Annotated in this window: 28 protein-coding genes, 1 tRNA gene and 1 pseudogene; 16 read left to right on the forward strand and 14 right to left on the reverse strand. The window is 64.1% G+C overall.

All coding sequences use genetic code 11. From position 1 onward, the window contains the following. Positions 1-111 precede the first annotated feature (111 nt). Entirely contained in the window at positions 112-1,713 is a 1,602-nt protein-coding gene (locus AAYO93_RS06695; protein ID WP_345764219.1) for a hypothetical protein, read from the forward strand. 65 nt (positions 1,714-1,778) lie between these two features. On the opposite strand, the gene AAYO93_RS06700 is transcribed toward AAYO93_RS06695, so the two are convergent. The 4 genes from AAYO93_RS06700 to AAYO93_RS06715 form a co-directional block, all read right to left on the reverse strand. Beyond that, entirely contained in the window at positions 1,779-2,024 is a 246-nt protein-coding gene (locus AAYO93_RS06700) for a hypothetical protein (protein WP_345764220.1), read from the reverse strand. Positions 2,025-2,098: 74 nt separating this feature from the next. Continuing rightward, positions 2,099-2,254, reverse strand: a complete 156-nt coding sequence (locus AAYO93_RS06705) for a hypothetical protein (RefSeq protein WP_345764221.1) — start codon at positions 2,252-2,254, stop codon at positions 2,099-2,101. An 83-nt stretch (positions 2,255-2,337) separates the two neighbouring features. Continuing rightward, entirely contained in the window at positions 2,338-2,502 is a 165-nt protein-coding gene (locus AAYO93_RS06710; protein ID WP_345764222.1) for a hypothetical protein, read from the reverse strand. A 66-nt stretch (positions 2,503-2,568) separates the two neighbouring features. Next, a complete protein-coding gene (locus AAYO93_RS06715) occupies positions 2,569-3,003 on the reverse strand; it encodes a DUF5956 family protein (protein ID WP_345764223.1) in 435 nt (144 codons plus the stop codon). Between the two features lie 163 nt (positions 3,004-3,166). Here AAYO93_RS06715 and AAYO93_RS06720 point away from each other — a divergent pair, with 163 nt between their 5' ends. Both AAYO93_RS06720 and AAYO93_RS06725 read left to right on the forward strand, forming a co-directional pair. Beyond that, positions 3,167-3,571: a hypothetical protein gene (locus tag AAYO93_RS06720; RefSeq protein ID WP_345764224.1), complete on the forward strand. Its 405-nt coding sequence runs from the start codon at positions 3,167-3,169 to the stop codon at positions 3,569-3,571. 21 nt (positions 3,572-3,592) lie between these two features. Further along, positions 3,593-3,823: a hypothetical protein gene (locus AAYO93_RS06725; protein WP_345764225.1), complete on the forward strand. Its 231-nt coding sequence runs from the start codon at positions 3,593-3,595 to the stop codon at positions 3,821-3,823. Here the strand turns inward: AAYO93_RS06725 and AAYO93_RS06730 are convergent. Beyond that, entirely contained in the window at positions 3,804-4,868 is a 1,065-nt protein-coding gene (locus tag AAYO93_RS06730) for a DUF5684 domain-containing protein (RefSeq protein WP_345764226.1), read from the reverse strand. The two genes, AAYO93_RS06725 and AAYO93_RS06730, sit on opposite strands and share 20 nt — an antisense overlap. Before the next feature lie 69 nt (positions 4,869-4,937). On the opposite strand from AAYO93_RS06730, the gene AAYO93_RS06735 reads away from it, so the two are divergent. Beyond that, a complete protein-coding gene (locus tag AAYO93_RS06735; RefSeq protein WP_345764227.1) occupies positions 4,938-5,540 on the forward strand; it encodes a DUF1992 domain-containing protein in 603 nt (200 codons plus the stop codon). A 7-nt stretch (positions 5,541-5,547) separates the two neighbouring features. Here the strand turns inward: AAYO93_RS06735 and AAYO93_RS06740 are convergent, their stop codons facing one another. Continuing rightward, the gene (locus AAYO93_RS06740; RefSeq protein ID WP_345764228.1) at positions 5,548-5,691 is read right to left on the reverse strand and encodes a hypothetical protein; all 144 of its coding nucleotides are present in this window, start codon (positions 5,689-5,691) and stop codon (positions 5,548-5,550) included. Positions 5,692-5,836: 145 nt separating this feature from the next. On the opposite strand from AAYO93_RS06740, the gene AAYO93_RS06745 reads away from it, so the two are divergent. Next, positions 5,837-6,337 carry a DUF1269 domain-containing protein gene (locus AAYO93_RS06745; RefSeq protein ID WP_345764229.1) on the forward strand — a complete coding sequence of 167 codons (501 nt, stop codon included), beginning with the start codon at positions 5,837-5,839 and terminating at the stop codon, positions 6,335-6,337. A gap of 34 nt (positions 6,338-6,371) precedes the next feature. After that, positions 6,372-6,635, forward strand: a complete 264-nt coding sequence (locus AAYO93_RS06750) for a hypothetical protein (protein WP_345764230.1) — start codon at positions 6,372-6,374, stop codon at positions 6,633-6,635. 4 nt (positions 6,636-6,639) lie between these two features. Here AAYO93_RS06750 and AAYO93_RS06755 read toward each other — a convergent pair whose 3' ends face one another. After that, on the reverse strand, positions 6,640-7,278 hold the full coding sequence (locus tag AAYO93_RS06755; RefSeq protein WP_345764231.1) for an MBL fold metallo-hydrolase: 639 nt from the start codon (positions 7,276-7,278) through the stop codon (positions 6,640-6,642). Between the two features lie 79 nt (positions 7,279-7,357). Here AAYO93_RS06755 and AAYO93_RS06760 point away from each other — a divergent pair, with 79 nt between their 5' ends. From AAYO93_RS06760 to AAYO93_RS06770, 3 genes are all read left to right on the forward strand, one after another. Beyond that, positions 7,358-9,469, forward strand: coding sequence for a heavy metal translocating P-type ATPase (locus AAYO93_RS06760; RefSeq protein ID WP_345764832.1), 2,112 nt, complete (start codon positions 7,358-7,360; stop codon positions 9,467-9,469). Between the two features lie 73 nt (positions 9,470-9,542). Next, positions 9,543-10,445 carry a diacylglycerol/lipid kinase family protein gene (locus tag AAYO93_RS06765; RefSeq protein ID WP_345764232.1) on the forward strand — a complete coding sequence of 301 codons (903 nt, stop codon included), beginning with the start codon at positions 9,543-9,545 and terminating at the stop codon, positions 10,443-10,445. Positions 10,446-10,522: 77 nt separating this feature from the next. After that, positions 10,523-10,595, forward strand: a tRNA-Glu gene (locus AAYO93_RS06770). Positions 10,596-11,043: 448 nt separating this feature from the next. Here the strand turns inward: AAYO93_RS06770 and AAYO93_RS06775 are convergent. The 3 genes from AAYO93_RS06775 to AAYO93_RS20180 form a co-directional block, all read right to left on the reverse strand. After that, the gene (locus AAYO93_RS06775; RefSeq protein ID WP_345764233.1) at positions 11,044-11,685 is read right to left on the reverse strand and encodes a class I SAM-dependent methyltransferase; all 642 of its coding nucleotides are present in this window, start codon (positions 11,683-11,685) and stop codon (positions 11,044-11,046) included. Between the two features lie 159 nt (positions 11,686-11,844). Then, the gene (locus AAYO93_RS06780; protein ID WP_345764234.1) at positions 11,845-12,189 is read right to left on the reverse strand and encodes a YybH family protein; all 345 of its coding nucleotides are present in this window, start codon (positions 12,187-12,189) and stop codon (positions 11,845-11,847) included. Between the two features lie 95 nt (positions 12,190-12,284). After that, positions 12,285-12,800 (reverse strand): nitroreductase/quinone reductase family protein, encoded by a 516-nt coding sequence (locus AAYO93_RS20180; RefSeq protein WP_434056673.1) that lies wholly within the window; start codon positions 12,798-12,800, stop codon positions 12,285-12,287. A gap of 149 nt (positions 12,801-12,949) precedes the next feature. Between AAYO93_RS20180 and AAYO93_RS06785 the strand changes: the two are divergent. Then, positions 12,950-13,363 (forward strand): annotated as a pseudogene (locus tag AAYO93_RS06785) (recombinase family protein); the annotation flags it as partial. 59 nt (positions 13,364-13,422) lie between these two features. Here AAYO93_RS06785 and AAYO93_RS06790 read toward each other — a convergent pair. Next, positions 13,423-13,743 carry a CPCC family cysteine-rich protein gene (locus AAYO93_RS06790; protein ID WP_345764235.1) on the reverse strand — a complete coding sequence of 107 codons (321 nt, stop codon included), beginning with the start codon at positions 13,741-13,743 and terminating at the stop codon, positions 13,423-13,425. Here AAYO93_RS06790 and AAYO93_RS06795 point away from each other — a divergent pair. Next, the gene (locus tag AAYO93_RS06795; protein WP_345764963.1) at positions 13,692-14,309 is read left to right on the forward strand and encodes a WapI family immunity protein; all 618 of its coding nucleotides are present in this window, start codon (positions 13,692-13,694) and stop codon (positions 14,307-14,309) included. The genes AAYO93_RS06790 and AAYO93_RS06795 overlap by 52 nt on opposite strands. A 129-nt stretch (positions 14,310-14,438) precedes the next feature. Here the strand turns inward: AAYO93_RS06795 and AAYO93_RS06800 are convergent, their stop codons facing one another. After that, on the reverse strand, positions 14,439-14,726 hold the full coding sequence (locus AAYO93_RS06800; protein ID WP_345764236.1) for a hypothetical protein: 288 nt from the start codon (positions 14,724-14,726) through the stop codon (positions 14,439-14,441). 226 nt (positions 14,727-14,952) lie between these two features. Between AAYO93_RS06800 and AAYO93_RS06805 the strand changes: the two genes are divergently transcribed. Then, positions 14,953-15,543, forward strand: coding sequence for a recombinase family protein (locus AAYO93_RS06805; RefSeq protein WP_345764833.1), 591 nt, complete (start codon positions 14,953-14,955; stop codon positions 15,541-15,543). Positions 15,544-15,572: 29 nt separating this feature from the next. On the opposite strand, the gene AAYO93_RS06810 is transcribed toward AAYO93_RS06805, so the two are convergent. After that, positions 15,573-15,950: a DUF4440 domain-containing protein gene (locus tag AAYO93_RS06810; protein ID WP_345764237.1), complete on the reverse strand. Its 378-nt coding sequence runs from the start codon at positions 15,948-15,950 to the stop codon at positions 15,573-15,575. A 198-nt stretch (positions 15,951-16,148) separates the two neighbouring features. Here AAYO93_RS06810 and AAYO93_RS06815 point away from each other — a divergent pair, with 198 nt between their 5' ends. After that, a complete protein-coding gene (locus AAYO93_RS06815) occupies positions 16,149-17,972 on the forward strand; it encodes an ATP-dependent nuclease (protein ID WP_345764238.1) in 1,824 nt (607 codons plus the stop codon). 646 nt (positions 17,973-18,618) lie between these two features. Here the strand turns inward: AAYO93_RS06815 and AAYO93_RS06820 are convergent. Continuing rightward, the gene (locus AAYO93_RS06820) at positions 18,619-18,936 is read right to left on the reverse strand and encodes a hypothetical protein (protein ID WP_345764239.1); all 318 of its coding nucleotides are present in this window, start codon (positions 18,934-18,936) and stop codon (positions 18,619-18,621) included. Positions 18,937-19,260: 324 nt separating this feature from the next. On the opposite strand from AAYO93_RS06820, the gene AAYO93_RS06825 reads away from it, so the two are divergent. The 3 genes from AAYO93_RS06825 to AAYO93_RS06835 all read left to right on the forward strand — a co-directional run bounded on the left by AAYO93_RS06825 (position 19,261) and on the right by AAYO93_RS06835 (position 21,449). After that, positions 19,261-19,506, forward strand: coding sequence for a hypothetical protein (locus AAYO93_RS06825; protein ID WP_345764240.1), 246 nt, complete (start codon positions 19,261-19,263; stop codon positions 19,504-19,506). Positions 19,507-19,668: 162 nt separating this feature from the next. Then, positions 19,669-20,715 carry a TerC family protein gene (locus tag AAYO93_RS06830; RefSeq protein WP_345764241.1) on the forward strand — a complete coding sequence of 349 codons (1,047 nt, stop codon included), beginning with the start codon at positions 19,669-19,671 and terminating at the stop codon, positions 20,713-20,715. Continuing rightward, positions 20,712-21,449, forward strand: coding sequence for a PP2C family protein-serine/threonine phosphatase (locus AAYO93_RS06835; protein WP_345764242.1), 738 nt, complete (start codon positions 20,712-20,714; stop codon positions 21,447-21,449). The genes AAYO93_RS06830 and AAYO93_RS06835 overlap by 4 nt, the downstream gene beginning before the upstream one ends. The last annotated feature ends 60 nt before the right edge of the window (positions 21,450-21,509 follow it).

Raw genomic sequence — 21,509 nt, forward strand, 5'->3', positions numbered from 1 at the left:
CTTGCCGTACCGGTTGTCACTGCGGCGGCGCCGACGCCGTGCATCTCTGTCGGGTCTACGTGTTTCGCGACCGTGCAAGCCGCGATCGCCGGTGCACCGGCGGGAGCAGTCGTGGCGGTACCAGCCGGCACCTTCCGAGGAGGGATCCTCATTGCCAAGTCGCTCACCCTGCGCGGCGCCGGTGCATCCAAGACGACCCTCTCGGGCGGAGAGCACGTCATCACGGTCGGCACGTTGAATGCCCCGGCCGGTAGCGAACCGACCGTCACGATCAGCGGAATCACGATCACCGGGGGAGGCGCGCATGATGTGCCGGATTCGGATATTCCAGGCATCTTTGCCGCCGGGGCCGGCATCCTCTCTCTCAACGATGTCGCAGGCGGCGGATCATCCCTGACTATCACCGGCTCCGTCATCACAGGCAACGTAGCGTCGCCCGTCTCCACCACCGGGCCGACGACGCCGGAGGCCGCTCAAAATTGGCCACTGTGTCCCGACGGTTACTGCCCTGCCGCCGCTGCCGTGGGCGGGGGGATCTATGCCTTCGGATCCGTCACGATCGTGCGATCCTCCATCGTCGACAACGTCGCTGACGGAAGCCTCGCGTCTGACTCCGATGGAGCCGGCATTTGGATCTACGGTCAGCTGGCCGTCACCGATTCAGTGGTCGCACGAAACAAGGCTCACGTCGTGGCACCGAATGGCCGCTACGCCGAAGGCGGCGGCATTTTCGCCGACAGTGGCTCGACGGTGAGCATCACCCGGAGCTCGATCAACGACAACGAATCGACCCTGCAGGCCACGTGGCCTCGGGCGACCTCCGATGGCACCCTCATCGACACGCTCGCGAACAGCGGCGGCATCCATGTCGGCGACTTCGCAGCCGTCAACATCACCGGCTCTCACATCGACGGCAACCGGACGAGCTACGACAACCCGAACGGCGACTGGGGCGCCATCAATGCTGGCCTGCAGATGGGTTACCGTTCGAGGCTGACCATGACCGACTCCACCCTCAGCAACAACGCTCTGTCGGCTCGGATACTCACCGACACCTCAGGCCCGATCGGCGGCGTTATGGAGTGGGATTCGGATGCCACAATCACCCGCAGCCGTTTCATCGGCAACACCGTCACCGTCGACGCCGTCAACGGGGATGCGTCCGCCGCCGCCGCCATCAGTGGTCTCAGCCTTCTCACTGATCAAAACGATGCGAAGACCGTCGTGTCTGATTCGATCATCGCGGGCAACACAGCGACGGCTCGTACGACGACCGGCAGGGCCGATGTCCTCGGTGCGGGCCTGCTGTCACAGACCGACCTCACCCTCACGCGAGTGGCGATCACCGGAAACAAGGGGATCGCCAAGGGATCGGGCGGAACCCTCCTCGGCGGCGGCATCGCAACAGGTGCCCTGCTCCCCGGCACCCGCACCGACGTATTGAGCGCTCTGAGCCTCACCGACACCGTCGTCAGCGCAAACGCGTTACTCGGGCCGACATCCGCGGTGCGCAGCGGAGGCGGCATCTACTCCGAGGTGCCGGTCCAGCTCAAGCGCACGATAGTGGCGGGCAACATTCCCGACCAGTGCGTCGGATGCGGCGCCACGCCTCCCACACGGCCGGTGCTGCCGCACTGGCACGGCGGGGGGTTCTTCTCAGGGCGCGGTGACCACTCGTCGCTCCTGGATCGCTGGGGACTCGGTAAGCGCTGAGAAGCGCGCAACACGGCCTGACGAAAACTCGAAGGGCGAACAAACTGACGGTACCTCGTGGAGCTCTAGTTCACCGCGCCTGTCAGGGTCTGAACGAGGATGCCGATCGCGACGACTGCGACGCAGATTCCGACCACCACAGCGACGACGATCAGTCCGCGTCGCGAGCGCCTCCCGCTGACGCTCGACCCGTCGAACGACACCGACGAGATCTTGTCGAGATTCGGTGAAACGATCTGGAAATAGGGTTCCTGCGTCTCCTCAGGCAGACCGTATGGCAGCGGTTCCTCCGGGTCACGTGGTTCGGGCACGGCCTCATCTTGCCACTGACCGCGCTTGTGGGTGGCAGACTTCGCTGTATTCCGGACAACGCATCGAACGGTCGTCAGAGCTCGTCCTTGAACTTCGGCGCCCCATAGTCATGACTCGGGTTCAGTCTGAGCCATCGCATCCCGACCATGATGAATACGATCGTTGCCCATGCGAACAGCACGAACAGCGCGGCGTAGACGACAACGAGGAGGACTCCGAGCACGTTCATCCGTGTTCCTTTCGACGATTCGGAAGACCGATTGACCTTGAGGAGACGGTCGAGCCGAGCGTAACGACCTCGGGGTCAGCCCGTCAGCCCCAAACCGGGTCGCTCGCCGGTGAGGGATAGTTCTCGCCGTCCAGTCCCGGCACCACGACCGACCGGGGGTCGCCGTCCACCCGCATGAGCTGCTCGGCGATGAAGGTGGCGATCGCCTCGACGATGACCTGAGCGACCTCGGCTGGATGGGTTTGCATGGCCAGATGAGGCGAGGGAAGTTCAAGGATCGATCGAGCGTTGTGCAGATCGGCCCAGACACAGATCTACCGCAGATAGAGCGCATCCATGATCGGTTTCAGGTGGCCAAGCACGTCGGCGGGTCTCGGTGCGCCTGAAAGCCGCGGATTCAGCATCCCATCGATCTGATCCACGAAGTCGACCGACCAGCCATCCGGAAGACGCAGATACCACCGGTATCCGTGAGGAAGCGGAAGTATCCCGGCATCCTCCAGGTAGGCGTCGACTCCCGACTCGAAGATCTGCAGGTCATCAGCGTTGAAGGGCGTGATCGACAGGCTCTGCCTGTCAGCCGATTCGCGACTTACTCGCACCACTCGATCGCCGTCGTCACGAGGAGCGCGGGCCCGATTGTCCGGACCCGCGTACCACAGCTTGAGCGCATCCCACCCGGTTTCGTCGACCGCAACCCATCCCGGCTCGGGAACAATGAATTCGCGCGAATCCCAGTCGTCTCCCATGCGCGAGTCGATTCCTTTCAACGATGAGGCAGCCGGTTTGACCTTGCGAAGAAGGTTGGCCCGAGCGTACCGGCCCAGGGGACGGCGCGTCAGCCCCGAACTGGGCTGGTTGCCGACGAGCCGTTTGGTCCGGTTTCACGGGTGCGTCATGGACAATGAGAGCGTGAAATTCAAGGAGAGGTTCAGGCCGACCACGCCATTGTGGCTGCGGCTTGCCTTCCTCGCCGGCACCACGATCGTCATCGTGGGTGTGATCGTCGCCGTCTCGGACTACAAGCCCCACCCGGCGATCGCCGGCGTGCTCGCTGTGCTGGGTCTGGGCATCTACGCCTTCACCATTTACGGTCTGGTCGTCGAGAACCGGGGGACCGTCGGTGACCGGCCGACAGCGATGCGTGACGGACTGCCGGACTCGCAGTTCATCACCTGGCAGTCCCGGGACGGCGAGTCTCATGTCGCCACCCAGGTGATGATCGACGGCGAAGCCATGTGGCGCCATGACGGGGAGACTCTCACGGCGGCCCAGATCCTCGAGCTGACGGCGGGCGCACCCGTGAGGCAGTTGTGATAACGGGGGTATCGTCGACGTATGGTCACTCGACCCGACGATGACCGGGCGACCCACGCCGCCCGGATCGCTCTGTGGGTGTGCGTCCCCGTGCTCATCGTGGTGAGCCCCGTCGCCATCTACGGTGGGGAGATCCTGGCGGTCTCCGGCGCTACGGCGGCCGGGCAGGCACTCACGATCATCGGCTACGTGCTGTTGGCGATGGCTCTCATCGGCATGATCGTGCTCATCGTCACGCGGAAGCGGACGTGATCGAGCCGTAACCTTCCAGCGGCGGTGGATAGCCGTGCCACGCCAGCGCCTCGGGCCGGTACACCTCGTTCGTGCGCCCGAGCGTGAAAGCCCAGACGAAGGGCAGGAAGATGCCGAGCACGAGCGTCCCGGAGTCCTTACCGAACGCGATACCGATCCGGTGCATCCCGATGTACATGAAGACCGACGTGACGATGCCACCGTATGGCACGAACATCAGCCACAACCAGTTGCCGTTCTGACCGCCGAGCCGCAGCAGAGTCCACGTCTGCACGTACGGGACCCACGCCTTCCAGACCGGGATGCCGACCTTTCGGAAAAGGCTGGTGAGAGCGAGCGACCACACCATGTAGAACGCGAGCACGAACAGAGCCCCGAGGGCAAGCGCCGGGAGCAGGCCCACCGCGAATCCGAACGCCAGGTCGCGCAGGTAGGTCGTGCTCGGCGGGGCGGGTGCAGCGGGCGCAGCGGGTGCCGCGCCCCCTTCGAGCTGGCTCAACGGCTCAGTGAGCGCGTGGTTTGCGCTATCGACCGCGAGACACAGCCCGAACCGAGTGCCGGTCGCCCATTCGGCAGTGGTGGGCCCGACCCAGATCGGAGTGATCGACGCCGGAAGCGGATCGGTGTACGCGCCGCAGACGTCCTCGGCGACGGCCTGGAGCGAGCCCGGCTTGGGAGTGGTCACATCGGGAAAGTTGATGGTCATGAACACCTCGCTGGCGTGCGGGCTCGCACAGTCGAGGATCTGCACGGTCTCGCTGACCTTGGAGTGCGCCGAGACGTCTGTGCAGTCGCCGATGGCGAGCTGCTTGTACGGCACTGTTCTCAGCACGCTCGACCCGGTGAGGTCGGGAGCACCGGGAGCCGGCGTCGCCACGGATGCCGCGGGAGCAGCCGAGAAGCGTGCCGGCGCCACGCATCCGGACAGCGCGAGCACGACGACGGCGCCGACGAATGCGCTGATGCCCGCGCGACGCGCGAGGCCAGAAGAAGTGGAGCGTGTGGAGCGCAGCCGCTCTCGTTCGTACGGCAGCTGAGTTCTCATCGGCTCGATCCTAGGGGCTGGAGCGATCGTCGAGGTCTGTCGACGCGATGCGAGTCGTAGGCTGGATGGGTGGCCGGCAAGAAGAACCGGGGCGACCCGCGATTGGATGTCGCCCGCTACCAGGTCGATCAGCTCGCGGGCGTCCAGGGCGAGACCGCTGATGACGACGACACGAACACGGCGGGGCAGGCGTCGATGGACCAGCGCACCCAGTTCGTCGAGATCTCGATCGTCCAGGCGATGCGCCGCGGGGACTTCGACGACCTGCCCGGTTCAGGCAAGCCGCTTCGCAACCTTCACGAGATCCATGACCCGAACTGGTGGATCCGCAAGAAGATCGAACGCGAGAGCCTCACCGGTCTCGGACCTCCCGCGCTCACGCTCCGGACGGAGGATGCCGCCCTCGGCGACCGGATGGATGCGGCGCCCTCCGAGGGTGCGGTGAGGGAGCTTCTCAAGGATTTCAACGCCCGAGTGGTCGAGGCGCGGCGGCAGTTGCAGGGCGGGCCGCCCGTCGTCACCCAGCTCCGCGATGTCGAGGCCGAGGTGGCGGCGTGGCGCGACAGGCGGGATGCGCGTTACCGGGCCGCAGTCGAGGCGCGCGAGCGCGAGCGTGCGGAACGCGCGGCCATGACCTGGCGACAGCGTCGCCGCGCGAAACGCGGCCGCTGAACGCGCGTCAGGCCGTCTGCTGGAATTCGGCGTAGTAGGTGATGTGGCAGCCGTCGCCTCCGCACTCCACGCAGGCTCGCACCTCGGTGCCGTCCTGGTCGGGGTCGGCGCCCGTGCCGTCACACCGTTCGCAGATGATCAACGTCTTCATGGCACCGATTGTGCGCTCGCTGCGGCGCGCTCGTCGGAGGCGGCGCGGAGTGTCGGAGGTCGCCCGTCAAGCCCCTTGCCGCACGGCTGCAGAGCGCGTACGGTCACTCTCCAGCACCTTCACAAACGAACGAATGGACCCGGCGATGTCGACCCTCATGATCTTCGGCTTCGACAGAGAAGCCGACGCCTCCGCTGCTTTCGACAAGATCCTCGAGCTGCATCGTATTGCGCTGCTCCGCCTGGCCGATGCGGCGTGGATCGCGGTCGGCAGGGATGGGCACATCGAGCTGCGGAGCGCACCTCACGACCCCACGGCGCCGCTCGACCTCACCGAGGCGGCGGCCTTCGGGCAGATCCTGGGGGCATTGGTCACCGCGCCTGTCGCAGGCTTCGCCGTCGGCGGCACGATCGGAGCGCTGTTCGAGTCGATGGAGACAACCGACGACAGTGTGGATGACGACATCCGGAAGCAGATCACCAAGGCGCTGCGTCCGGGACACTGGGCGGTCGCGGCGTATGCCACGGAGGTCGCCCTCGGCGAGGTGCGCAAGCAGTTCAGCGAGGCGGGTGGCTCGCTGGTCGCGGTCGAGATCGACGAGCAGTCGCAGGCAGATCTCGCCCGCGAGAGCGGCGTCGGGGCCTGACGTCGCCGGCGGTCCCGGGGTTAGACTGCGCGTCATGAGCCAGGTCGAAGCAGGAATCGTCTCCTACACGCTCTCGAGCGACTACTACGCCCAGGTCGGCGCCGATTTCAACACCGAAGCGGTCGACGATGCGATCCTTGCGGAGCTGAATCGGATGCTGCCGGCCGGAATCGTCGTCGAACGCAACGGGCTCGTCCTCGCCGACGAGGACAAGGAAGCTGAGGCGAGGTCGATCGACTGGGCTGCGTTGCTCAAGCGCATCGACGTCGACCAGATCCTGGCCGAGCACGCGCGTTGACGGATCAGAGATCGAGTGAGTCGCCCGGCTCGAGTGGGAAGAACTCGCCGCCGTTCTGCTCCGTCGCCCATCCGATGCGCCCGTTCGCCATGTCTTTGCCCGCACGGGCGAGCACCATCTCATGCGTGGGGAAACTGCGTTTCGGCTTCACGGCGAGCACGTAGTCGATGGTTTCGCCGATCTTGAGCCAAGGTGCTCCGGCGGGGACGGCGAGCGTGTCGACCGCGATGCCTTCGGGAACCGTGAACGAGTCGCCCCCGTAGTAGAGCTCATCGTTGACGAGGACGCCCAGGTTGTCCACGACGGGGATGCTCGAGTGGATGACGGCGTGCTTGCCGCCGAAGAAGCGGAGCGTGAACGGCCCGGCAGTGACGACATCTCCCGCGTTCACGACAGTGATCTCGATGCCGGTGGCTGCTTTGGCAACGCCTGAGGGCCCGTAGATCGGGATGCCCGGGTTCATGTCGAGGATGCGCGCCAGCTGCTCCGGGGTCCAGTGGTCGGCGTGCTCGTGCGTGATGACGACGGCCACGGCGCCAGCGGTGTCGGTGAGTGGAGTCGTGAACGATCCCGGGTCGATGAAGAGCTTCTTTCCGGCTTCTTCGAGGATCAGGGCGGCGTGCTCGAGTTTCGTCAGCTTCATGGTTTGAGCAAACACCTTTCACCCCCGTGCTGCAACTCTTGAGGAATATACCCCCTAGGGGTACCGTTGAGAGGTGGATATGAACGAGATGACCCATGCGACCGACACAACGGCAAACGCTTCGGCGCATGACCACGGCGACCACGCGTCGCACAGTGACCACGGTTCGCATGCCGACCACTCGGCGCACAGTGACCACGGTTCGCATGCCGACCACTCGGCGCACGACCCCGCCGTCTTCCGTCGCAAGTTCTGGATCTCGCTTGCCCTGACCATCCCGACGCTCGTCTTCTCCCGCGGGCTCCAGGGGATCCTCGGCCTCGACGGCCCGCGATTCCCCGGCAGCCAGTGGATCCCGGCCGTGTTCGGTGTTGCGATCTTCCTCTACGGGGGCATGGTCTTCCTCCGGGGCGCCGTCGCAGAACTCCGCGACCGGCAGCCGGGGATGATGACGCTCATCTCGCTCGCGATCGTCGTGGCCTTCGGCTACAGCCTGGCGGTGACGTTCGGCCTCTCCGGAATGGACTTCTGGTGGGAGCTGGCGACCCTCATCACGATCATGCTGCTCGGTCACTGGATCGAGATGTCGGCGGTGATGGGTGCTCAGGATGCGCTGGGCCAGCTGGCGAAACTCCTGCCCGACCAGGCCGAGCGGGTGCTTGGCGCCCCGGGAGCCGAACGCACCGAGACCGTTGCCGTCAGTGCACTCTCGGTCGGTGACCTGGTGCGGGTCCGTCCCGGCTCCAGCGTGCCCGTCGACGGCGAGATCGTCGACGGTTCGTCGGACCTCGACGAATCCCTGCTGACCGGCGAATCGAAGCCGGTGACCCGCGGGGCGGGCGAGAACGTGGTCGCCGGGAGCATCTCCGGCAGCGGTTCACTGGTCGTGCGGGTCACGAAACTCGGCGGAGATACCGCTCTCGCCGGCATCATGCGCCTGGTCTCCGACGCGCAGGCGAGCAAGTCGAGCACGCAGGTCCTCGCCGACCGCGCGGCCGCGTGGCTCTTCTATGTGGCGATCGCCGCAGCATTCATCACCCTCGTCGTGTGGGTAATCCTGGCGCCCGGCGATCCGTCTTTCATCCTCGAGCGTGTCGTGACCGTCCTCGTCATCGCGTGCCCGCACGCGCTCGGACTCGCGATTCCTCTGGTCGCTCAGATCTCGACCGTGCTGGGTGCCAGGAACGGCCTGCTCATCCGCGACCGCCACGCGATGGAGGATGCGCGCCTCATCGACGTCGTCCTCTTCGACAAGACGGGAACCCTGACCGAAGGCAGGCAGGGTGTGGTCGCGGTCGTGCCGGCGGACGGGGTGACGGTGGATGCTGTGCTCGCCCTCGCGGCGGCCGTCGAGGGGCCGGCCGAGCATCCGATCGGCCGTGCCATCGTCGCCGAAGCACGCGATCGTCGTCTCGCTGTCGTTCGTGCCACGGAATTCGAAGCGCTGGCCGGCCGCGGCGCATCCGCGATCGTCGACGGCGCCGCGACGCTGGTGGCCGCGCCGCGAGTCCTCACCGAGCGCGGACTCACACCGACCGCCGAGCTGGTCAATGCGGCACGCGACGCGGCGCGAGACGGTCAGACCGTGGTCTTCGTCGTTCGCGGAGACGAGGTCGCAGGCCTCATCGCGCTGGCCGACGTGGTGCGCCCCGAATCGGCCGAGGCGGTCCGGACCCTGCGACAGCGCGGAGTGCGCGTCGCCATGCTCACCGGCGACTCGTGGGACGTCGGCAATGCGGTCGCACGCCAGCTCGGAATCGAGGAGGTCTTCGCCGAAGTACTGCCGGGTGACAAGTCCGGCGTGGTAGCGAAACTGCAGGCCGACGGGTCGCGCGTCGCCATGGTCGGAGATGGTGTGAACGATGCGCCCGCCCTCGCGCAGGCCGACGTGGGCATCGCGATTGGAGCCGGCACCGACGTCGCGATCGAGTCCGCAGGGATCGTGCTCGCATCGAGCGACCCGCGCGGGGTGGCGAAGGTGATCAGGCTCTCGCGCGCCACCTACCGCAAGATGCTGCAGAACCTCGCGTGGGCGACCGGCTACAACGTGATCGCGATCCCGCTGGCGGCAGGTGTGACCATCGGGCTCGGTTTCGTCGTTTCACCGGCCCTCGGCGCCGTGCTGATGTCGGTCTCGACGATCGTCGTCGCTCTGAACGCACAGCTGCTTCGCCGCACCAGACTCGACTGAGCGCGGCGCGCCGAACGGATGGTCTACCGAGCGGGCGCGGCATGGGCCGCGACGTCCGACATAATCGTGGACTATGGCCGAAGCACCGCTCACCGTCGTCGTGGCGATCAACCCGCAGGCGTCGTTCGGCAAACGCCGCGAGGTCGGTCCGCACGTTGTCGAACGTCTGCGCCGGGCCGGGCACAGGGTCGTCGACGTCGCCGAACCGAACGTGGAACTGCTGCGGCGCGAGACCATCCGGGCTGTCGAAGCGGGCGCTGATGCTCTCGTGGTCGTCGGCGGCGACGGGATGGTCAGCCTCGGCACCAACATCGTGGCCCAGACCGACATCCCGCTCGGAATCGTTCCCAGCGGGACCGGCAACGATCTCGCTGCCGGCCTCGGCATCCGCATCGACGACACCGAAGCAGCCACAGACCAGTTGCTGGCCGCCCTCGGCAAGCCTCCGCGCATCATCGACGCCGGCCTTATCAAGCACGGCGAGCTGACGACCTGGTTCGCGTGCGTGGTCTCGGCGGGGTTCGACGCGACCGTCAATGAGCGTGCGAACATGATGACCCGCCCGCGCGGGCGTTCGCGCTATGTGTTCGCGATGCTGCGCGAGCTCGCGACACTGAAGCCGATCGAATACGAGGTCGAGGCGGACGGGGTGGTCTCGCGCCGTAGGGCACTGCTGATCTCGGTCGCCAACAACGTCTCGCTCGGCGGCGGGATGCGGATCGTGCCGCATGCGGAACTCGACGACGGCTATCTGGACCTCTTCGTGGTCGAACCCATGTCCCGGCTGGGCTTTCTCCGGGTGTTCCCGAAAGTATTCCAGGGGACGCATACGACGCTCCCCGAGGTCTCGTTCCAGAGGGTGCGGTCGGTGAAGCTCAGCGCGGACCGTGTGGTCGCCTACGCGGACGGCGAACGTGTGGGCGCGCTGCCCGTCGAGATCAGTCTGGTTCCCGCATCCCTTCGCGTGCTCTCCTGAGCCGCGCCGCGCCCGACGCGTGCCCGCCGGTTTGGTCGGGGCCCACGGGGTATGGCATACTCGATGAGTTGCAAAGCGGCCCCATCGTTTAGCGGCCTAGGACGTCGCCCTCTCACGGCGGTAACGCGGGTTCAAATCCCGCTGGGGTCACAATCGCCCGGATACCAGTCATTTACTGGTGTCCGGGCTTTTTCGTTTCGTCGGCGCTGAAGCCGCGAAATCGACTCCGTGGCAACACTTTGGAAACCGTTGATTTCATTGCTGCGTTATCGAGAGCAGATCTTCGTCCGGCTGCCGTAGAAGTCCGGATCGTCTCCGCCATGCTCTCTCGTTGGATCGCGCAACGCGTCGACGAGGAAGCCTGAGATGGGGATGGAGCGGCGCTCGTAGTCTTTCGGTGGCTCCACCTGCTGGTAGCACCTGTCTGCGAGGACCGTCTGCTGAACCGTCAGGCGCCTTCTTGCGAGGTCGAGAGCCGCCAACCAGGAAACCGGGCCGCCAAGTGGCGCTTACTCGACCTCCGCGAGGCGTGGCATACCTGATTCACCGACGCAATTGCGCGTAACGGGATCGTTCAGCGTGCGTCGATTTAGCGCCTCTACATCGGTTTGTGTGCGAGGACTACGAGCGATGGGGCTGTCGACCGAGGATCTAGTGTCGCCTGGAGGTCGATCACGAAGTCGTTCTCCTCGAGTGTTTCAGCGACGTCTTCCAGCGGTCGTTTGGCCATGTGCACGTTCATCGGGTGCCCTCCGTAGCCTTCGGTCTTGGTGTGCGTCGACGAACCGAGGTGGCCGCCGAGAAGCAGAACACCACCCGGCTGAAGCTTCTCGAAGAACTGCCCAATAACCGCGCCGATGGAGTCGTCCGGAACGTGGTGCAGCACCCACCAGCAGATGATGCCGGCCAGGTGTGCTGCATCGACCGGAAGCTGAGTGATCGACCCGACGGTGAAGTCAATGTCTGGGCGATGTGTTCGGGCGATCTCGATGAGACGTGGGGACAGATCGATGCCGCTGATGTCGAGACCCTTGTCTTTCAGGTGGGCCGTGACGCGTCCCGGGCCACACCCAGCGTCGAGAACCGGGCCCTTCGCCTTGCTCAGGGCCGCAAAGGCGTCCAGAAACGCCCACACGAAAGGGTCCCAGTGGCCGATTGCGGCATCGACAAAGTCTGTGTAGCTATCAGCCACTGTGTCATACGAGCTCCGCGTGCTCTCGATCCAGTCGATGTCTGTCACCCAGTCACACTATGGACACTGCCACTCTGCAAGCCCGCAACACGCTCGAAGCGAGCGCCTGATTCACCAAGTCCGGCGCCATCGCTCACGTCCGTAAGCCGGTCGCTCTCCGTGCGCGTTTGGCCATGGGCTAAAGGGCACGGCGCGAATCGTCCGCGGCTACTCGCCGAGGACGTTGGGCTGGTCGAGGATCCATCGCCAAGTACCGTCCGGCTGCCGGTGAGCTACTTCTGCTGTGGCGCCGCCCGGAAATTTTGTCGATGTGAGTGCCCAGTCTCCGTTGCACAACGCGGGTCGCTGCGGTGCTGCCGTGAACGTCGGTCGATCGGCGAGAAGTCGAGTGTAGAACTCGTGAATTTCGGCCTTCCCAATTGCTGTTGTACCGTCCGCGAGTGCCAGCACGGCGTCTTCCTCATAGAGGTCCGTGAGCGCGTCGGCGTCACCGGCGTTCGCTTGCTCGATAAATAGTCGGCCGAGGTCTTCAGGCTGCGCTGGACGCTCCATCCACTCCATAATCGCACCGCAAGCCGCCCGGTGGCGGATCCCCGACTGCAACTGCCCATCCAAAAACGCTTCGCTTGCGCGGCCGACTGGCTTCTTTAGACGGGTCGGAGCTCGAAGAGCGGATGGCGTCCGGCTTCGGCGAGGTAATCCTCGGGGGTGTCGTCGACGCGTATTCGGCATCGGCGCAGTACGCCGACAGGTGGCCTCATGTTCGGGCCAAGCAATTTACGTAGCAGGCGCGGCGAGCGGAACGGCTCAAGCACTCGACGAAGAATCGCGGCTGCATCATCGAGCGGAACTTCGTAGGCACGAACCGGACTGCGACGGCCGCCAGGATGGATCACAATCGCCTCGCCGGCTACACGAAGGTTTCGAGCCCAGCCGTCTGCACCGTAAGTAGCGTGGACGTACCAGCCTCCATCGAGGTTCAGCAAGGTGACGGGCACCGTTCGCTCGATCCCCGACCGGCGACCCCGAACGATCAGAAGAACGTTTGGTGCACCCGTTGGCACCCCGGCGGAGATCATCCGTCGGGCGAGTGGATCGACCAGCCGGAACATTCGGAGCGCGAACCGTACTCGCGGGTCGGGCTGCGACTGCCGAGAACTCATCGACGATCACCTTCTCGCTGAAACGACTCAGAGCACACGACATTCTACGTCCATGACCTCCCGAACGACTGCGCGATTACCGGTCCCTCATCGGACATCTCGTCAACACTCCCTCTGTCTGGCGGAGACTTCGGGGCGACGCTTTCTGCATGAATGAATTACTGATCGGATACGCACGCGTGTCCACATACGAGCAAGACCTCACCGCACAACGCGTCGCCCTCGAGCGACTCGGCGTCGACCCTGCATACGTCTTCACCGACCACGGGCTGACAGGGACCAATCGCGCCCGCCCCGGACTGCGTGAAGCTCTCGCCGCGTGCCGGACCGGCGACACCCTCGTGGTGGCGAAACTCGACCGGCTGGCACGCTCGCTACGCGACGCGAAGGACATCGTCGACGAGCTCACCGCCGAACACGTCAAGCTCAGCAACGGCGGCTCAGTCCATGACCCGCTTGACCCCGTCGGACGGCTGCTGTTCAACGTGCTCGCGATGGTTGCGGAGTTCGAATCCGACCTGATCCGCGCTCGAACTCGAGAAGGCATACAGGTAGCGAAGTCAGACAACGTCAGAGAGCAAGAGGTAGCCGAAGCGGATCGCTCTGAGGACACTTTGACGGCCTAGTGACTACTCACCGGAATTTCGTCCGGGCGAGCAGGGCGAACGTGGGGAATTAGCCGCTCCTCGACGGCGCCGAACCGCCGAAAGTTCGCCCGTGCATATATCACGCTTGGTTCGTTTGCCCCACCGGCGAAGGACGGGTCATCATTCTGAACTGCGTCGTTTTCCCAGAAGCAGACTGGACAAATCTCATAGCTGCCGTTCTCGGGGTCCTCGAGGGTTAGGTAACCACAGCACGGACATGGGAACTTCATTTGCCCAGACTGCCGTGGACGACGCCCGAGCACAATCCGTTGCGGGCGGGAGCATCCGCGCACCATTGAGCATCCGCTGTCGTGCGGTTGGCCAGCTATCGGACCGGAAACTCTTCCGTCTGGGTGGCCTGGTCGTCCAACCAACCGTGCGGCTTGCGCAGAATGCGTTTGCGGTGCTCGATGATGGGCTCATGGATGAGATCGCTCTAGGTGGAGCTCACAACGAAATCACCATCCGCATCGCCGGACGCGAGCGTCCCGATGACCTGAGCTGGGAAGACGGAAACTGGCTCGTTGGAGCAATCAAAGTTGACGTAGATGGCATGACCGCGAATCTAGACCGTGTCGCACTGCGCGCCGACGAGTTACGTGTGTTTAGCGATGAAATGGCGGAGGTGTACCAGAACCTCACTGGCACTGCTCGTCTTATCTCCACGGAGGCATGGATCTCCCTTGCCATAAAGGCGAACCCAAACGGCACTGTTGAGGCAGGCGGGATCGTGCGCGACAAGCGACGACCCGGTAACGAGCTCCAGTTCGCCCTTCGGGACCTGGACCAGACGCATCTCGCTCCAATGATCGACAGCCTCCAGCAGACGAGCGAGCGCTACCCCGTCGTTGGTGGAAGGTAGCGAGCGCCTATCCCGGTAGCGGGTCGTCATGCGCACAGCCGAGCGCAAGCGATCTGCTCACAGAAGCGCCTAGCCCAATCGGCACACGGGAGACGATCACACGGTTCTCGAGGTCGAGCGCAGCGCTCTCTACATCGCGACCACTTCGCCCACCTCGACGCTGCCCCCGTAGGAGAGGCCGGGGCATCCTTCGGCTAGGGCGGTCGCCGCGGCCAGGTCGGTTGCATCTATAAGGGTGTAGCCGGACAACGCGTTGGCTCCGGCGGACGTTCCCAGCAGGTTGGTCGCCCCGACGCGGCTGCCCATGTCGGTCACGGCCGCGCCGAGCTTCTGGAACCAGGCGCCCCACGCAGCGACCTCTTCCTCGGTGGCATTCACGGCGGGATCGTTGCGGAAAGCAAGAACGAAAGCAGACATGGTGTGCTCCTTCAGATTCTGGTCGACGTTAAATGTCGACTCAGCAGTACGACGTGAGAGCGCATCCGAAATCGACAGGTGACAGAAAATGATTCTGCGACATGGATAGGTGACATTTGAGGTGGGTGTGGAAGGCGACCGACGGCGCACGCTAGCCGGTCCCTCCTTGGGACATCTCGTCAACACTCCCTCTGTCTGGCGGAGACTTCGGGGCGACGCTTTCTGCATGAATGAATTACTGATCGGATACGCACGCGTGTCCACATACGAGCAAGACCTCACCGCACAACGCGTCGCCCTCGAGCGACTCGGCGTCGACCCTGCATACGTCTTCACCGACCACGGGTTGACGGGGACTAATCGCGCCCGCCCCGGACTGCGTGAAGCTCTCGCCGCGTGCCGGACCGGCGACACCCTCGTGGTGGCGAAACTCGACCGGCTGGCACGCTCGCTACGCGACGCGAAGGACATTGTCGACGAGCTCACCGCCAAACACGTCAAGCTCAGCATCGGCGGTTCAGTCCATGACCCACTCGACCCCGTCGGACGGCTGCTGTTCAACGTGCTCGCGATGGTTGCGGAGTTCGAATCCGACCTGATCCGCGCTCGAACTCGAGAAGGCATGCAGGTAGCGAAGGCGAAAGGTCGCCTCCGCGGCAAGCAGCCAAAACTCTCTCTCCCGCAGCAGCGTCACCTAATGGAGGTCCACAACGCAGGTACTCACACCACGGCGGAACTCGCCGAACTCTTCAACGTCGCGCGATCTACCGTCTACAGAACCATTCAGCGTCAGACAACGTCAGAGAGCAAAAGGTAACGGTAGCGGATGGCTGAGCGGGCAGTTGCTCAGTTAGCCGGAATGATCGTTCCCTGGTGATAGACAGCCCGCCACCCCGACTCATATCGACGCCACAGGGTGCAGCGACGCGAGAGTCGACCGGCGAAGGAAAGCTGGTACGTGACGAGGTACAAATCCACTGCCACCGACGATGCCGAGAACTCCTCGATACTCCAGGCGTCATCGTCGGGATCGACCCCCTCGGCATAGCGGCGTTCGACCTCGTCTAGAACGAAGGAACGTTGATAGACCGATCCAGACGCGCCCACCTCGAAGAAGTCGGGTTCCAGCAGGGACTCGATCAACGAGCGGTCCGCCCCAACTGGCAGGCGGTGAAGGAGCGGTTCCAGGGCGGCAAGCTCGCTGTCTTTCGCCTCATTCGTCATGGCTTCATTCTCATTGAGCGTTCGACCAATGAGGGGTGTGCCCCGCCCGCAAGCCGATCGGTCAGCGCATCATTTTGCTACTTGAGTCCAAGTCTCCTGGATTCAAACCATGCGGGCAATGGTTACCCCCAGTTCTCGGCCGCAGAACCGGCCGAGCGCAGTCAATGGATTTCCTGGCATTCATGCCAGTCTTGCAGGATGGGTGTCCTGAACCGTGACGACTTTGAAGCCGCCTTTATTACGACCAACCCGGATTGGGCATCGGGTTCTGCGGACCAGTTCTCATTCGGAATCGAAGAGATTCGCCTCAAGAGCGGTGATGTGATCCGACCGCAGGCGGCCGGCGTCACGGCCATCGTAGGGGCGAACAACGCCGGCAAGTCGACCATTCTTCGCGAAGTGGTCGAGACCCTCCAGAATCACCCGAGCAACCCCACGCCACCCAAGCTCTCTGTCGAGTCGATTGGTTTGGCCGCGACGGGGCAACCCCGTGACCTTTTCGCGTGGTTGCTTGGGAATTCGACTTTCGCCGTGCAAGGCCAATCGATGGGCTTCACTCGTCCGATGGCGGGATTCGAGCAGCCGAACATGCTCGCCCACTTCTGGACGCAACGGTCTAACGGCCTTGCAGGCCTCGCTGCTTACCTTTGCTTCTACGGAAATGCTGCGGGTCGCTTTTCTGTCGGTGGTTCAGCGGAGATGCGTGATGCGGTTGATGATCCGCCCAGCCACCCAGTCCATTCACTCCAAGACTCGCGAAACCTTCGTGATCGAGTGAGCGCATTATCCGAGTCAGTCTTTCAGCGCCCGCTGACACTCGACACTTTGGCACGCACGATACGACTTCGCGTAGGGAAGGTGGACGCGGAAGCTCCCACTGTCGACAACATCCCTCGCGCCTACCGTGAAGCAATGGCCACCTTGCGTCCGCTCGATGAGCAAGGCGACGGGATGCGTGGGTTCTTCGGGCAAGTACTGCCGGTCGTCGCTGCAACGTACCCCGTGATCATCCTCGACGAGCCTGAAGCCTTCCTGCACCCTCCGCAGGCACACGCGCTTGGCGTTGAGCTTGGAAAACTCGCCGTAGAGAGGGGCGTACAGATACTCATCGCGACACACGACCGTCACATCCTCACTGGGCTGCTGGACTCTCAGGTCGATGTGTCCGTCGTGCGCGCCACTCGGGGTTCGGGAAGCGCTCGCGCGTTTCAGCTGGACGCGTCAGAATTGCGCGGGCTCTGGAACGATCCAGTTCTGCACTATTCAAACGTGCTTGATGGACTGTTCCACCGCGTCGTTGTGTTGGCTGAAGCCGAAGGGGACTGCGCGTATCTAGGGGCAGCCTTGGACTGCGCCAGTCGCGAGCCCTCGAGTATTCCAGCCGGAGAGGTCCTATTCGTCGCAACGGGTGGCAAAGCGGGGATGGCGAAAGTGGCCTCAGCTCTGAAGGCGATCGAGGTCCCCGTAATCGCAGCGCCGGATCTCGACATGATTTCAAACGAAGCTGAGCTTTCCAGCCTTGTTCGCTCGCTAGGCGGAGACTGGAACGATGCCGGCAAGCAGCTTTGGACAAGGGCCACGGCTGCTCAACGGGCTCCGCGCGACCCTGTGAAGGTGTCGCACGTCCTCGATGCCGTTCAGGCCGCGCTGCAGCCGCGGATCGACGAGAACTACACGGCGGAGGTCCGAGACGTTCTGCTCGCAAACGCGCGAGCCCGGGAGTCGGCTTGGGCGGATGTGAAGGATTACGGTGTCGATGCGTTCCGTGGGACCGCTCGAACCGACCTCGATCTGTTGCTCGAGCTGTTGGAATCCTGGGGAATCGTCATGGTTCGATACGGCGAGTTGGAGCGTCTTGCCCCAGAGGTGTCTGTCCGGAAAGGCCCGGGGTGGCTCCAAGCGGCGCTTGCTCAAGGAGCCCAATGCAATGAGCGGAGCCAGACTCACATCGACCGGATTATCCGCGTTGGAATTGGTCGACTCGAGGCGAGGACCACTACTTCGAGTCGACCAGACGAATAAATCTTCCACGACTTGCGTCCCGCTGCTCCACTGACATTTGGCTTACAGGCGCCGTTCGACCGCCGTTACCTCGATGAAAGGGGTGCCCGTAAGCCGGTCGATCTGCGGCACACCAGAGGTCGCCTGGGCCCAATCCGACCGATCGCAATTTATTGCGCGAGCGCGATTCCCGTAAGACCGGCCCGCAAATATGCCCGGTGACGGTGCCCCAAACGCTACAGCCCGAATCATGCTCATCGGTCGCGCCCGCGAACTAACGGATTGGTGTCGCCCTCACCCTCGGCGGCAGTCCCTACGCGCCTAGTGAACTTGGACCGCCAAGGGTGGTCACCTCAAGCCGATCGCCGCGCTCTCGTTGGTTGGTGCATGGCTGAGTAGGACCGTGGCAATCGGTCCTGGAGCCATTCCTTCGGCTGCCCGCACACAGCATCCTCGCGCCTTGAGCATCCGCGTCAAGGGTCCAGCTTCGCTGCATCGCGAAGCGACGCGGAGCGCCCTTGATTCGGTGGCTCACGGCGCCAAGATCAACGGTCGCGCGGCCGGTGAATTGAGAATCGTGGTGTTCGCGCCATGGCTACGCCATAAAGGGCGCAGGTGTGGAGCGGCAACAAAATGGCAACGACTGAACAAGTTCTGACGGCGCGTTTTACGGGACGACCGGGCCGTCGGGTGCTTCCCACGAGTGCAGCTGCGGCCAGTCGGATGGGATCTTCCCCGTTGTCCGGCGATGCAGACGGCCGGCTTCGTCCACCCAGACATGCATCCGGCGGTAGACGGTCGGGTAGGTCGGACCCAGAAACCACGCCACCGGGTTGACCAGCTCTACCGCGAGGCGCCAAACGGGCGGCACAACGAGGTGGCGCATCCACATCTCAGCGGTGCGGAGGTCGCCGTCGAGGTGCCAGTCGTCGTTCATGCGGCGCATCATCTCCTTGCGGAGCTTTTGTACGGCCGTCGTGTGCATGCTGACAATGATGCCCGCCTCACGTTCTGCTCGGTTTCCCCAGTTCGAGGTGCTTCCTGTTTTGAGAACCCGGCGGCGCGGTCGGATTGAACGCGCCAGAGACGTGAACGAATTCAGGAACTCATGTGAGGGATGCGCCCCCCACGCCAATGAACCGAACAGAACCCCTGGTCGGAACCACGGCGAGCCCCCATCCTCGTCAGACTTCCTGAATAACTGACCCCCGCACCCGCGGTGCCTAACCCAGGGCACGATCGGGCGCCTTTGGTCGAACCCGCGTCGTGTTTCGCGACACATGCTGTCCGATCGGGCAAGGTTGGGTCCGTGGATGTCAAAAAGGCGCGCGTCTTCGTCATTGTTGGCGCTGCCATCCTGGCGCTGGCGGTCATCGCGGCCGCCGTGGCATTTGGTGCCGGGTATCCGCCTTTGGGTTGGCTGCTGATTGCACTGGCCATTTCATATTTCATCCCCGTGGCGCTCCTGATGGAGCAGAGTCGACGCCGGAAAAGGATCGGTCAGAGCGACCGCGACACCACGAGGCACGGACCGGACGGCAACGCCATCCGATAGGATCGGAGTCGCGAAGGGGAGTATCCCGAAGGGCCCGATGAGGGTCCGCGCCGTGAACGTCATCACGGATCGTCCATACGGTCCCGGGCACGGCGGCATCCGCAAGCTGCGGATGCGGGAGAGACTTTCGGGCCGTTTTCGGCACCCTTCGAAAGGTTTTCTGTGGAGCTCGCTCTTCCCGCCTGGTTCGAGATCACCTCGGCGATCGTCCTGGTCCTGATCCTGCTCGCCGACCTGCTCATCGTCGTCAAGCGCCCGCACATCCCGAGCCCGAAGGAGTCGACGCTCTGGGTCGTCTTCTATGTCGCCCTCGCGCTGATCTTCGCGCTGCTGATGTACCTGATCGGCGACGCCGAGCACGCCGGGCAGTTCCTCGCCGGCTGGCTCACGGAATACAGCCTCAGCATCGACAATCTTTTCGTATTCGTGCTGATCATGACTAGGTTCGCCGTGCCCAGGAAGAACCAGCAGGAAGTGCTGATGGTGGGCATCATCATCGCTCTGGTCTTCCGTGGGGTGTTCATCGTCCTCGGAGCCTCGCTGATCGAGAGCTTCAGCTGGATCTTCTACTTCTTCGGGGCGTTCCTCCTCTACACCGCCGTCCACCAGGCGTTCAGCTCGCACGACGCTGACGAGGATCAGGACAACGCCTTCGTGCGCTTCATGCGCAAGCGACTGAAGGTGTCGAACCAGTACGAGGGTTTCAAACTGCGGACGACGGTGAGCGGAACACGCATGTTCACGCCGCTGATCATCGTCTTCCTCGCGCTCGGCACGACCGACCTGCTCTTCGCGCTCGACTCGATCCCGGCGATCTTCGGCATCACGACGAGTCCGTTCATCGTCTTCGCGGCCAACGTCTTCGCGCTGATGGGTCTCCGGCAGCTCTACTTCCTGCTCGGGCACCTGCTCGACCGCCTCGAATACCTCAAATACGGCATCGCATTCATCCTCGCCTTCATCGGTGTGAAGCTCGTGTTCCACGCTCTCCACACGAACGAAGTGTCGTTCGTCAACGGCGGCCATCCGGTGGAATGGGCGCCCGAGATCAGCACCTGGACTTCACTGGCGGTGATCCTCATCTCGATGGCGGTCGCTACGATTGCAAGCCTGGTGAAGCTTCGCATCACCGGTGTCAGCGTCGCCGAAGCGATTCACGGCAGCGACACGACCGATCAGTCGGCGAACGAGGAGAACACGGGTCGATGACCTCCATCTCGGATGTGTGGGCGTGGACGGACGTTGGCCGGGTGCGCTCGCTCAACGAGGACAGCTACATCGCGCGGAGGCCGCTGTTCCTGGTGGCGGACGGCCTCGGCGGCCACGCGCGGGGCGACGCCGCGAGCCAGGCCGCCATCCGCGTCTTCGACGAGGCGTTCCCCGACGACGCTCCCGCGAATCCGGATGCGGTGGTCGCGGCGATCTCCGCTGCGAACACCGCGGTGCGCGCCCTCTCACTCCCGGACGACATCGGTCCGGCCGTCTCCGGAACCACACTTGTCGGGCTGGTCGAGGTGGCGACTGAGGACGACACAGAGTGGCTTGCACTGAACGTCGGCGATTCGCGTCTCTACCGCTTGGCCGGCACCGGCCTCGAGCAGCTCAGCGTCGACCATTCGGCGGTGCAGGAGCTCTATGAGGCCGGACTGATCACGGCCGCGCAGATGGACTCCCACCCCGAGCGAAACATCATCACTCGTGCCCTCGGTGCGGAGGACGACGTCGACCCCGACACGTGGACCATTCAGGCAACGGGGGAGCAGGTGTTCCTGGTCTGTTCCGACGGGCTGACGCGGGAGCTCCACGACGACGAGATCGCCGCGATCATGACCCACGCCCTTGCGGATCCGTCGGCCGACCCCGCCAGAGACCTGGTCGACGCCGCCGTAGCCGCGGGCGGACGTGACAATGTCACAGTCGTCGTCGTGCGGTCGCAGACCTGATCCCGCCCCGGTGATAAACTGCCGACGTGCTGTACGGTCTGCTTCTCCTTAGCTGCCGCG

The organism is Diaminobutyricibacter sp. McL0608 (assembly GCF_039613825.1).
Classification (GTDB): Bacteria; Actinomycetota; Actinomycetes; order Actinomycetales; family Microbacteriaceae; genus Diaminobutyricibacter.

What these genes read in the sequence shown, in the direction of transcription:
- AAYO93_RS06705 (WP_345764221.1), bottom strand. Translation starts at nt 2,254, where the DNA reads ATGAACGTGCTCGGAGTCCTCCTCGTTGTCGTCTACGCCGCGCTGTTC.
- AAYO93_RS06710 (WP_345764222.1), bottom strand. Translation starts at nt 2,502, where the DNA reads ATGCAAACCCATCCAGCCGAGGTCGCTCAGGTCATCGTCGAGGCGATC.
- AAYO93_RS06715 (WP_345764223.1), bottom strand. Translation starts at nt 3,003, where the DNA reads ATGGGAGACGACTGGGATTCGCGCGAATTCATTGTTCCCGAGCCGGGA.
- AAYO93_RS06725 (WP_345764225.1), top strand. Translation starts at nt 3,593, where the DNA reads ATGGTCACTCGACCCGACGATGACCGGGCGACCCACGCCGCCCGGATC.
- AAYO93_RS06730 (WP_345764226.1), bottom strand. Translation starts at nt 4,868, where the DNA reads ATGAGAACTCAGCTGCCGTACGAACGAGAGCGGCTGCGCTCCACACGC.
- AAYO93_RS06740 (WP_345764228.1), bottom strand. Translation starts at nt 5,691, where the DNA reads ATGAAGACGTTGATCATCTGCGAACGGTGTGACGGCACGGGCGCCGAC.
- AAYO93_RS06745 (WP_345764229.1), top strand. Translation starts at nt 5,837, where the DNA reads ATGTCGACCCTCATGATCTTCGGCTTCGACAGAGAAGCCGACGCCTCC.
- AAYO93_RS06750 (WP_345764230.1), top strand. Translation starts at nt 6,372, where the DNA reads ATGAGCCAGGTCGAAGCAGGAATCGTCTCCTACACGCTCTCGAGCGAC.
- AAYO93_RS06755 (WP_345764231.1), bottom strand. Translation starts at nt 7,278, where the DNA reads ATGAAGCTGACGAAACTCGAGCACGCCGCCCTGATCCTCGAAGAAGCC.
- AAYO93_RS06760 (WP_345764832.1), top strand. Translation starts at nt 7,358, where the DNA reads ATGAACGAGATGACCCATGCGACCGACACAACGGCAAACGCTTCGGCG.
- AAYO93_RS06765 (WP_345764232.1), top strand. Translation starts at nt 9,543, where the DNA reads ATGGCCGAAGCACCGCTCACCGTCGTCGTGGCGATCAACCCGCAGGCG.
- AAYO93_RS06780 (WP_345764234.1), bottom strand. Translation starts at nt 12,189, where the DNA reads ATGGAGCGTCCAGCGCAGCCTGAAGACCTCGGCCGACTATTTATCGAG.
- AAYO93_RS20180 (WP_434056673.1), bottom strand. Translation starts at nt 12,800, where the DNA reads ATGAGTTCTCGGCAGTCGCAGCCCGACCCGCGAGTACGGTTCGCGCTC.
- AAYO93_RS06790 (WP_345764235.1), bottom strand. Translation starts at nt 13,743, where the DNA reads ATGGTGCGCGGATGCTCCCGCCCGCAACGGATTGTGCTCGGGCGTCGT.
- AAYO93_RS06800 (WP_345764236.1), bottom strand. Translation starts at nt 14,726, where the DNA reads ATGTCTGCTTTCGTTCTTGCTTTCCGCAACGATCCCGCCGTGAATGCC.
- AAYO93_RS06805 (WP_345764833.1), top strand. Translation starts at nt 14,953, where the DNA reads ATGAATGAATTACTGATCGGATACGCACGCGTGTCCACATACGAGCAA.
- AAYO93_RS06810 (WP_345764237.1), bottom strand. Translation starts at nt 15,950, where the DNA reads ATGACGAATGAGGCGAAAGACAGCGAGCTTGCCGCCCTGGAACCGCTC.
- AAYO93_RS06815 (WP_345764238.1), top strand. Translation starts at nt 16,149, where the DNA reads ATGGGTGTCCTGAACCGTGACGACTTTGAAGCCGCCTTTATTACGACC.
- AAYO93_RS06820 (WP_345764239.1), bottom strand. Translation starts at nt 18,936, where the DNA reads ATGCACACGACGGCCGTACAAAAGCTCCGCAAGGAGATGATGCGCCGC.
- AAYO93_RS06835 (WP_345764242.1), top strand. Translation starts at nt 20,712, where the DNA reads ATGACCTCCATCTCGGATGTGTGGGCGTGGACGGACGTTGGCCGGGTG.